This is a genomic window from Klebsiella sp. A-Nf5, assembly GCF_002810545.1.
Lineage (GTDB): Bacteria > Pseudomonadota > Gammaproteobacteria > Enterobacterales > Enterobacteriaceae > Klebsiella > Klebsiella variicola.
On sequence record NZ_PIOG01000027.1, the window covers coordinates 222,473 to 231,579 of the forward strand.

Below are 9,107 nucleotides of genomic sequence, written 5' to 3' on the forward strand. Positions count from 1 at the left end.
TTGCGAAGGCTATTTCCCTTTTCGTGCCGCCGTCAGCTCGGCGATACGCACGATCACCTGCACCGCCTTCTCCATCCCTTCCAGGGTGACAAACTCATGTTTGCCATGATAGTTGTAGCCGCCGGTAAACAGGTTCGGGCACGGCAGACCCATAAACGAGAGCTGCGCGCCGTCGGTGCCGCCGCGGATCGGCTTCATTTGCGGTTCAATATCGCAGTCCACCATCGCCTGGCGGGCAATATCGACCACATGTGGATGGGCGATCACCTGCTCATGCATGTTGTAATAACTGTCCTCGATTACCAGCTCGATATAGCAGTCCGGGTGCAGCCCCTTGCCGACCTTTTTGGCGATCTCCATCATCTTGCGTTTACGCGCCTCAAAGTGCTTGCGGTCAAAATCGCGGATGATGTAGTGCATCTCGGCCCGATCCACGCTGCCTTTGATGCTGGTGAGGTGATAAAAGCCTTCATAACCTTCGGTGGTCTCTGGCGCCTCGTCGGCTGGCACTTCGGCATGAATGCGCGCGGCCAGCGACAGCGCATTGACCATCACCCCTTTTGCGGTGCCAGGATGCACGTTATTGCCGACAATCTTAATGGTCACCGAGGCGGCGTTGAAGTTTTCAAACTCCAGTTCCCCCACGCCACCGCCGTCGACGGTATAGGCCCAGCGGGCGTCAAAGGCCTCGACATCGAAATGCTTCGCCCCTTTTCCGACCTCTTCATCCGGGGTGAAGGCCACGCGGATATCGCCATGAGGGATGTTTTTCGCCTGCAGGGTCGCCAGCGCGGTCATGATCTCGGCGATGCCGGCCTTGTCGTCCGCCCCCAGCAGCGTTTTCCCGTCGGTGGTGATCAGCGTCTGTCCCAAAAGCTGATGCAGAACCGGGAACATCACCGGGGAGAGCACCTCATCGCCGATGCCCAGCGCGATATCGCCGCCGCGATAGTTTTCGACAATCTGCGGATTCACATTTTTACCGCTGAAATCCGGGGAAGTATCGACGTGAGAGATAAAGCCGATGGCCGGGATATCGCCCTCCACGTTGGCGGGCAGGGTTCCCATTACCGTCCCTTTTTCACTCAGCGTTACCTTGACCAGTCCCATTTCTTCCAGCTGCGCCTGCAACAGGCGTAACAGCTTCCACTGCCCTTCCGTGCTGGGGACCTGACGAACGCCAGGCTTCGACTGCGTGTCCAAAGAAACGTACTGCAAAAAACGCTCAAGCAATTTATCCATGTAGCCACCCTCTTCTTTTGTGACAACATTATTCATAAGCCAGAAAAGACAAATATTGCGTCAGGTCATTCTTAGCCCGTAAAGCGAAATTTAATAACGGAACCGACGTTATGGTGTAAAGGTAGACTATGCAGGCGTATCAAGGATTGGCGATTACCCTCGTTTGCCGTAGAATGCTGGCCCTTATTAAAAACGTGCAACCCCAAAGGTGGTTAATCACAAACCCCGCAGCGGTCGGAAGTTTCCGTTGCGTCTACATGGGACAGAGTCAAAAATTGAATATACAACCGCGTTCGCGTTCGCCGCTGGTGCAACTGGCGGGAATTCGCAAGAGCTTTGATGGTAAAACGGTCATCGATAACCTTAACCTGACCATCAACAATGGTGAGTTTCTCACCCTGCTTGGCCCCTCTGGCTGCGGTAAAACCACCGTTCTGCGCCTTATCGCCGGCCTGGAAAACGTCGACAGCGGACGGATCCATCTCGAAGATCACGATATCACCCATGTCCCGGCGGAAAACCGCCACGTCAATACCGTCTTTCAAAGCTACGCCCTGTTTCCGCATATGACGGTATTCGAGAACGTCGCCTTTGGCCTGCGGATGCAGAAAACCCCGGCGGCGGAAATCACCCCGCGGGTTCTGGATGCCTTAAAGATGGTACAGCTGGAAGACTTTGCCCAGCGCAAACCGCACCAGCTCTCCGGCGGCCAGCAGCAGCGCGTGGCCATCGCCCGCGCGGTGGTTAACAAACCGCGCCTGCTGCTGCTCGATGAATCCCTTTCGGCGCTGGATTACAAGTTGCGCAAGCAGATGCAGAACGAACTGAAAGCGCTGCAGCGTAAGCTCGGGATCACCTTCGTCTTCGTGACCCACGATCAGGAAGAGGCCCTGACCATGTCCGATCGCATCGTGGTCATGCGCGATGGCAAAATCGAACAGGACGGCACCCCGAGAGAGATCTACGAAGAGCCGAAAAACCTGTTCGTCGCCAGCTTTATCGGCGAGATCAATATCTTCGACGCCACCGTAATCGAGCGCCTCGACGAGCAGCGCGTGCGCGCCAGTGTCGAAGGACGGGAGTGCAATATCACCGTCAATTTTGCCGTGGAGGCCGGCCAGCGTCTGCACGTCCTGCTGCGCCCGGAAGATCTGCGCGTCGATGAGATCCACCACAACAGCGACGCCGACGGCCTGATCGGCTATGTGCGCGAGCGTAACTATAAGGGGATGACCCTTGAGTCGGTGGTGGAGCTGGAAAACGGCAAAATGGTGATGGTCAGCGAGTTCTTTAACGAAGACGACCCGGATTTCGACCACTCTCTTGACCAGAAAATGTCTATCAATTGGGTGGAGAGCTGGGAGGTGGTGCTGGCCGATGAAGAACTCCAGTAAATTCCAGAATGTGGTGATCGCCACCATCGTCGGTTGGCTGGTGCTGTTTGTCTTTCTGCCCAACCTGATGATCATCACCACCAGCTTTCTGACCCGCGACGACGCCAACTTCGTCAAGCTGGTCTTCACGCTGGACAACTACTCGCGGCTGCTGGATCCGCTCTACTACGACGTGCTGCTGCATTCGCTGAACATGGCGCTGCTGGCGACCCTCGCCTGCCTGGCGCTGGGCTACCCGTTTGCGTGGTTCCTTGCCCGGCTGCCGCAGAAGGTGCGCCCCCTGCTGCTGTTTCTGCTGATCGTCCCCTTCTGGACCAATTCGTTGATCCGTATTTACGGGCTGAAGATTTTCCTCAGTACCAAAGGCTATCTGAACGAGTTCCTGCTGTGGTTAGGGGTGATCGACACGCCGATACGCATTATGTTCACCCCCTCGGCGGTGATTATCGGCCTGGTGTATATCCTGCTGCCGTTTATGGTGATGCCGCTCTACTCCAGCATTGAGAAACTGGATCGCCCGCTGCTGGAAGCGGCGAAAGATCTCGGCGCCAGTAAGCTGCAGACCTTTATCCGCATCATCATCCCGCTGACTATGCCGGGGATCATCGCCGGCTGTCTGCTGGTGATGCTGCCGGCGATGGGGCTGTTCTACGTTTCCGACCTGATGGGCGGCGCCAAGAACCTGCTGATCGGCAACGTGATCAAGAGTCAGTTCCTGAATATTCGCGACTGGCCGTTCGGCGCGGCTACCAGCATTACCTTAACCCTGGTGATGGGCCTGATGCTGTTGATTTACTGGCGCGCGGCGCGCCTGCTGAATAAAAAGGTGGAGCTGGAATGATTGGTCGACTGCTGCGCGGCGGCTTTATGACCGCCATCTACGCGTATCTCTACATCCCTATTATTATTCTGATCGTTAACTCGTTTAACCGGTCGCGCTTCGGTATCAACTGGCAGGGGTTCACCACCGACTGGTATAGCCTGCTGATGAACAACGACAGCCTGCTGCAGGCCGCCCAGCACTCCCTGACCATGGCGGTGCTGTCGGCGACCTTCGCCACCCTTATCGGCTCGCTGACCGCCGTGGCGCTGTACCGCTACCGCTTTCGCGGCAAGCCGTTCGTCAGCGGCATGCTGTTTGTGGTGATGATGTCGCCCGATATTGTCATGGCCATCTCCCTGCTGGTGCTGTTTATGCTGATTGGTATTCAGCTTGGTTTCTGGTCGCTGCTGTTTTCGCATATCACCTTCTGCCTGCCGTTTGTGGTGGTCACCGTGTTCTCCCGGCTGAAGGGCTTTGATGTGCGGATGCTGGAGGCAGCGAAAGATCTCGGTGCCAGTGAGATGACCATCCTGCGCAAAATCATCCTGCCACTGGCGATGCCAGCGGTGGCTGCCGGATGGCTGCTGAGCTTCACCCTGTCGATGGATGACGTGGTGGTCTCTTCGTTCGTGACCGGTCCAGGGTATGAAATCCTGCCGCTGAAGATCTATTCAATGGTCAAGGTTGGCGTTTCGCCTGAGGTGAACGCCCTGGCCACGATTCTGTTGGTTCTGTCGCTGGTGATGGTCATCGCCAGTCAGTTAATTGCACGTGATAAAACTCAGGGGACGTTAAGATGAAAAAATGGTCACGCCACCTGCTCGCAGTCGGCGCTCTGGCAATCGGCATGGGCGCCGCGCACGCGGACGATAGCAAAACGCTCTATTTCTATAACTGGACCGAATACGTACCGCCGGGCCTGCTGGAGCAGTTCACCAAAGAGACCGGCATCAAGGTTATCTATTCGACCTATGAGTCGAACGAAACCATGTACGCCAAGCTCAAGACCTATAAAGACGGCGCGTACGACCTGGTCGTCCCGTCGACCTACTTCGTCGACAAGATGCGCAAAGAAAGCATGCTGCAGAAGATCGACAAGAGCAAGCTGACTAACTTCAGCAACCTCGATCCGCAGATGCTGAACAAACCGTTCGATCCGAATAACGACTACTCCATTCCCTATATCTGGGGGGCGACGGCTATCGGCGTCAACAGCGATGCGATTGACCCGAAAACCATCACCAGCTGGGCCGACCTGTGGAAACCGGAATACAAAAGCAGCCTGCTGCTGACCGACGACGCGCGCGAAGTGTTCCAGATGGCGCTGCGTAAGCTGGGTTATTCCGGCAACACCACCGACCCGAAAGAGATTGAAGCCGCCTATAACGAGCTGAAAAAGCTGATGCCCAACGTCGCAGCGTTTAACTCCGATAACCCGGCGAACCCGTATATGGAAGGCGAAGTGAACCTCGGGATGGTATGGAACGGCTCGGCTTACGTCGCCCGCCAGGCCGGTACCCCGCTGGAAGTGATCTGGCCGAAAGAAGGTGGCATCTTCTGGATGGATAGCCTGTCGATCCCGGCGAATGCTAAAAACGTCGACGGCGCGCTGAAGCTGATTAACTTCCTGCTGCGCCCGGATGTGGCCAAACAGGTCGCGGAAACCATCGGCTACCCCACGCCAAACCTGGCGGCGCGCAAAATGCTCAGCCCGGCAGTGGCCAACGATAAATCGCTCTATCCGGACGCCGCGACCATCGAGAAAGGCGAATGGCAGAATGACGTCGGCAGCGCCAGCGCCATTTATGAAGAGTATTACCAGAAGCTGAAAGCGGGCCGCTAATCCCGCAGGGCGGAACAACGGTTCCGCCTTTTTTTTGCTCTCACCTTAGCCCCTCAGCGCGCGCCAGAGGATCGCCGGCAGCTTGCGCCAGCGCGGCCGATGATAAAAATCCACCAGCTTCTGCGCCACCGCTTCCTGCCCCCGGTGGGTAATAAACCAGGGCGGCAGGGGCATCAGCGTCAGTTCGCCATGCCATAGACTGCGCGGAAACGGCCGAAACGGCGCCTCAATCACCGTGCGCTCGGTTTTCTCCAGCATAAAGCTGTTATGCACCTTGCCCTGCCCGCTCTGAATATCGTCGAGCGTGTGGCCGGGAAACGCACCCCACGGGCAGGGGGCTAACAGGAAGGCCACCCCGCTCCAGCAGTTGATCGCCACCGTGCCGTAGCGCAGCTCAGCGATTAACGCGTTAAAACGCTTACGTCCAATCGCTTTGCGGGTGCGCGGGTGGATCACAATATTGGCCCCCAGCGTGCCCTGCAGCCGCTGATTCGCATAGCCGACCGCCTGGCGCAGAAAGCTTTCCGCACTGTCGGCCTCAAGACGAGTGACCGACAGCCCCGGGCCAAAGACCTCCTGCTGACAGAACGCCGGGTCATCCTCGGTGTTCGCCACAATCAACGGCATCGCGTCGCCGCGCGCTATCTCCAGCGGCTGACGGGCGTGCAGGCGAAAGTCGGTCAGCCGTTTTTCAGCGCCGGGGTAGTAGTCCGGGCGGGTATTCGTGGCGATCAGTCGGTACAGCTGATTCAGCAAGCCCGTCGCTGGCTCCCAGCCCTGCTGCAGGATCAGCACCTGGCTGGCCACGCAGTTAAACCCGCCGTTGTTCATCTTCTGCGTCGCCAGCTGCTGCGCCTGAAACGCGATATCCGCCTCGCTCCACGGCCCGGGTACGATAATGGTAGGGCTGACGCCGCCCAGCTCCGAAGTCACCCGACGCGGGTTCAGCGGCGTCCTGGCGGCCCGACGCTGGCGAGCCGCTTCACCGTCGCCCCAGACGATGACGTCATGGGTCTCGCGGGAGCCGGTGATATGGATCTCATCGACAGCGGGATGGGTGGTCAGCCACGCTCCCGCCTGGGCGTCGCCGGTGACGATGCGGAGCGCATCCATGGCAATCAGCGGCGCCAGGGCCTGGGCCAGCAGATCGTGCAGATAATCATTCACCGGGTTGAGCTTCAGCAGGCAGACCTGATTTTCAATAAACAACTTATGTAGCACATCCAGTGGCGCAATCGAGGCCACATTGCCGGCGCCAAGCACCAGCGCCAGCTTGCCCTGCCGCGCGGCCGGCGGGATGTCGTATGCCCGCGCCGCATAGCGGTCGAGATGGGCCCGGGTGACGCCTGGCTGCATCCATATCTCAGCGCGAATGCCGGAGAGCAGCAGCCGATCCCAGAGCGTGCCGGGCACCACCCGCAGCGCCAGGCGGCCATCCGCCAGCGTCCGCAGCGGGATCCGCCGCAGAAAGGTCTTCTCTTCCAGTTGCTCCAGGGTGGCGATAAGCCCGTTGCAGCCGACCATTAGCGCGCAGGGGCCCGCCAGCCACTCCTCCCCCGCCAGCGGATCGCCCGCCGGCAGCCCTTTGGCCGCCGCCGCCGCGGCCACCCACGCCGGGGCAATACCGGCCAGGGCATCCTTGATCTGACGCAACAGCGCCAGACGACGGTTCACCGAGGTTTCCGCCCAACGCTGTCGTGCCGCCGACAAGGCGTGCAGGGCAGCATCATACTGAGAGCAGGTCGTCAGACCGGGTCGCGCATGGCTCATTTTCCCTCACTCATTAAAATCTCTCCATAGGCCTGGCGCAGTTGATTTTTGAGCACCTTACCCGTGGCGCTGACCGGTAGCGCGTCGACAAATATCACCCGGTCCGGGATCTGCCACTTTGGCACCCGCTTCTCAAACCAGGTCAGCAGATCGGTCTCTTCCACTTCGCCCCCTTCCGCGCGAACGCACAGCAGCACCGGCCGCTCGTCCCAGCGCGGATGACGGGCGGCGATGGCCGCCGCGCTGCGCACCGCCGGATGCGCGATGGCGATATTCTCCAGCTCAACGGTGGAGATCCACTCGCCACCGGACTTGATAATATCCTTTGCCCGATCGCAGATCACCAGATAACCATTGGCGTCGAGCGTACCGATATCGCCGGTATCAAACCAGCCTGCCGCGGTCAGGGCGCTCGCGTCCTGACCATAGTACTGCTCCACCACCCAGTGCCCTCTGACCTGCAGATACCCCTGACTTTGACCATCCCGGGGCAACGGTTCGCCATCCACGTCTACTACCTGCAGTTCGATGCCGAAAATGGGCCGCCCCTGACCGGCGCGCTGCTTTTGCTGCTCCTGTGCCGGGAGCACGTCATGTTTGCTCAACGGCGTGTTGATGGTGCCGATGGGCGATGTTTCGGTCATTCCCCAGGCGTGGGTCAGTGCAATGCCGTAATCACGCTGAAAGGCCTCGGCCATCGACGGTGGCAGCGCGGAGCCGCCGACCAGCGCACGTTTAAATTCAGGCAATCGGACGTCTGTCCGGCGCATCGCCGCCAGCAAGCCGGCCCAGATCACCGGCACACCAAACCCCACCGTTACCTTCTCGGCGGCCAGCAGTTGCAGCAGGCTGTCGCCATCGAGCTGCGGCCCCGGCAGTACCAGTCGCGCGCCGACCATGGCAGCGATAAACGGCGTCCCCCACGCGTTGACATGGAACATCGGCACCACCGGCAACAGGCTGTCCTTCGCCGATATGCCGGCGGCGTCCGGCTGGTTGCCGCTCAGGGCATGCAGGACCAGCGAACGATGGGTATTCAACACCCCCTTCGGCCGGCCGGTGGTCCCCGACGTGTAGCAGAGCGAAGCTGGGGTCAGTTCATTGAGTGTCGGCCAGCGATAGTCTACTGTCCCCTGCTGCAACAGATCGTCAAAAAACAGCAATGAGGGCAGCTGGCTGAGCGCCGCTTCGCTGCGGGGTTCCATCAGCACGATGTGTTTCACCGTCGGCAGCTGCGGCAGCAGCTGCGCCACCAGTGGCAGAAAGGTCTGGTCAAAAAACAGCACTTCGTCGGCAGCGTCGTTGAGGATATACCGCAGATGGTCAACCGACAGCCGCGGGTTGACAGTGTGTGTCACCCAGCCGCCGGAGGCGACGGCAAAATAGATCTCCAGGTGGCGGCGATTGTTCCATGCCAGGGTAGCGCAGCGGGCGCCTGGCGGCAGCCCCAGCGACGCCAGCGCCGACGCCAGCCGCTGAGCGCGGCTGGCCACCTCCCCCCAGCTGCTGCGCTCCTGCTCACCGCCAGTACTCACCGAGACAATCTCGGTCTCGCTGTGATATTGCGCCGCATGGCCGAGCAGCGCGGCGGTGGTGAGATCCTGATAAATCATCGGTGACGGCATTACGGGGTCTCCTTTACAGACTTCCGGCAGGGAACAGGGTCGCGGCGCGATCGTGCGGGCGCCTATTGAATCTGGTCTACATTTGCCGGTCTGCACAAAAAAACGTACAGAAATCAGCGGTCACGCACAAAATAGAGTGAGAAATGATTCAGGAGGAAAAAGACGAAATCATAACAGGCAGGTCATTGCTCAGGGCGGGTATCGCCCGGCAGCGGGCCGGGCGATAGCGGCGGGGATTTACAGCAGCGCTTTGGCTTTAGCAACCACGTTGTCGACGGTGAAACCGAACTCTTCGAACAGCTGCTCAGCCGGCGCAGACTCACCGAAGGTGGTCATGCCAACGATCGCGCCGTTCAGGCCAACGTATTTGAACCAGTAGTCAGCGATACCGGCTTCTACCGCAACGCGGG

Annotated in this window: 8 protein-coding genes; 4 read left to right on the forward strand and 4 right to left on the reverse strand. The window is 59.3% G+C overall.

Annotation, left to right across the window (positions count from 1 at the left end; translation table 11 throughout):
* Positions 1-9: 9 nt before the first annotated feature.
* Complete coding sequence (pepT, locus tag CWM53_RS03495) at positions 10-1,242, reverse strand: peptidase T (RefSeq protein WP_074386311.1); 1,233 nt, start codon at positions 1,240-1,242, stop codon at positions 10-12.
* A 257-nt stretch (positions 1,243-1,499) separates the two neighbouring features.
* On the opposite strand from pepT, the gene potA reads away from it, so the two are divergent.
* Genes potA through potD form a run of 4 tightly spaced genes read left to right on the forward strand, consistent with a single transcriptional unit; the run spans position 1,500 to position 5,302 of the window.
* A complete protein-coding gene (gene potA, locus CWM53_RS03500; RefSeq protein ID WP_008806021.1) occupies positions 1,500-2,636 on the forward strand; it encodes a spermidine/putrescine ABC transporter ATP-binding protein PotA in 1,137 nt (378 codons plus the stop codon).
* Entirely contained in the window at positions 2,620-3,477 is an 858-nt protein-coding gene (potB, locus tag CWM53_RS03505; protein ID WP_100729957.1) for a spermidine/putrescine ABC transporter permease PotB, read from the forward strand. The genes potA and potB overlap by 17 nt, the downstream gene beginning before the upstream one ends.
* Positions 3,474-4,259: a spermidine/putrescine ABC transporter permease PotC gene (gene potC, locus CWM53_RS03510; protein ID WP_100729958.1), complete on the forward strand. Its 786-nt coding sequence runs from the start codon at positions 3,474-3,476 to the stop codon at positions 4,257-4,259. The genes potB and potC overlap by 4 nt, the downstream gene beginning before the upstream one ends.
* Positions 4,256-5,302: a spermidine/putrescine ABC transporter substrate-binding protein PotD gene (potD, locus tag CWM53_RS03515; protein WP_100729959.1), complete on the forward strand. Its 1,047-nt coding sequence runs from the start codon at positions 4,256-4,258 to the stop codon at positions 5,300-5,302. The genes potC and potD overlap by 4 nt, the downstream gene beginning before the upstream one ends.
* A 45-nt stretch (positions 5,303-5,347) precedes the next feature.
* Here potD and CWM53_RS03520 read toward each other — a convergent pair whose 3' ends face one another.
* The 3 genes from CWM53_RS03520 to CWM53_RS31810 all read right to left on the reverse strand — a co-directional run.
* Positions 5,348-7,072, reverse strand: coding sequence for an aldehyde dehydrogenase family protein (locus tag CWM53_RS03520; RefSeq protein ID WP_100750719.1), 1,725 nt, complete (start codon positions 7,070-7,072; stop codon positions 5,348-5,350).
* Positions 7,069-8,697 carry a long-chain fatty acid--CoA ligase gene (locus CWM53_RS03525; RefSeq protein ID WP_074386316.1) on the reverse strand — a complete coding sequence of 543 codons (1,629 nt, stop codon included), beginning with the start codon at positions 8,695-8,697 and terminating at the stop codon, positions 7,069-7,071. Before CWM53_RS03525 ends, CWM53_RS03520 begins: the two co-directional genes overlap by 4 nt.
* A 237-nt stretch (positions 8,698-8,934) precedes the next feature.
* Positions 8,935-9,107 (reverse strand): transketolase-like TK C-terminal-containing protein (locus tag CWM53_RS31810; RefSeq protein ID WP_004206626.1); only part of this gene is annotated, 173 nt, incomplete at its 5' end.

What these genes read in the sequence shown, in the direction of transcription:
- pepT (WP_074386311.1), bottom strand. Translation starts at nt 1,242, where the DNA reads ATGGATAAATTGCTTGAGCGTTTTTTGCAGTACGTTTCTTTGGACACG.
- potA (WP_008806021.1), top strand. Translation starts at nt 1,500, where the DNA reads ATGGGACAGAGTCAAAAATTGAATATACAACCGCGTTCGCGTTCGCCG.
- potB (WP_100729957.1), top strand. Translation starts at nt 2,620, where the DNA reads ATGAAGAACTCCAGTAAATTCCAGAATGTGGTGATCGCCACCATCGTC.
- potC (WP_100729958.1), top strand. Translation starts at nt 3,474, where the DNA reads ATGATTGGTCGACTGCTGCGCGGCGGCTTTATGACCGCCATCTACGCG.
- potD (WP_100729959.1), top strand. Translation starts at nt 4,256, where the DNA reads ATGAAAAAATGGTCACGCCACCTGCTCGCAGTCGGCGCTCTGGCAATC.
- CWM53_RS03520 (WP_100750719.1), bottom strand. Translation starts at nt 7,072, where the DNA reads ATGAGCCATGCGCGACCCGGTCTGACGACCTGCTCTCAGTATGATGCT.
- CWM53_RS03525 (WP_074386316.1), bottom strand. Translation starts at nt 8,697, where the DNA reads ATGCCGTCACCGATGATTTATCAGGATCTCACCACCGCCGCGCTGCTC.